The 488-nt window shown below is 55.7% G+C and carries 1 protein-coding gene and 1 pseudogene; both read left to right on the top strand.

The window, feature by feature from the left end; translation table 11 throughout:
* Positions 1-86: 86 nt before the first annotated feature.
* Positions 87-212, top strand: a pseudogene (locus J5M58_RS28155) (IS630 family transposase); the annotation flags it as partial.
* 87 nt (positions 213-299) lie between these two features.
* The coding region (locus tag J5M58_RS26465) for a hypothetical protein (RefSeq protein WP_207880318.1) at positions 300-488 on the top strand (189 nt) is incomplete at its 3' end.

Below are 488 nucleotides of genomic sequence, written 5' to 3'. Positions count from 1 at the left end.
GACCTGTCCCGTCTGGGGCGTTCGACATCCGCAAGCGGTACGCGCTCGATGGTGCGACGGCTTTGCGCGACAAACCCGGTGGGGGCGAGGGGAATCGAGGTCGTGCGCTGACGGAGCAACGGGAAGTCGACATTCGCGCGCTGCTGCGCGGCCAGATGCCCGACCAGTTGAAGATGTCGTTCGCGTTGTGGACCCGACATGCCGTGCGGGAATAGATCGATCCGCTATGCGGCCTGATTCAAGGTCAGGCATTTCTGATCAGTAACTATGAAAATTCATTCGTATTGGAGGAGCTAACTGTGGCGACGCAAGATATCTACTGTGCCCTGGTCAATGAATGGTTTCAGCACCTCGGACTCGAGAAAACGAAGGATACCAGTTCGAAGCCTGTCACGATTAACGTCGACGATCGATTCGATGTTCATTGCTGCCTCGCAAGCAATGAAAAGATGCTGATGATAGCGGAGTGGCCTGCCTTGAACCTAACC

The sequence above is a fragment of the Pseudomonas sp. 32_A genome, from assembly GCF_017490905.1.
Taxonomy (GTDB): domain Bacteria; phylum Pseudomonadota; class Gammaproteobacteria; order Pseudomonadales; family Pseudomonadaceae; genus Aquipseudomonas; species Aquipseudomonas inefficax.
The sequence above is the reverse complement of the archived record's forward strand: the minus strand, read 5'-3'. Positions and strand labels throughout refer to the sequence as shown.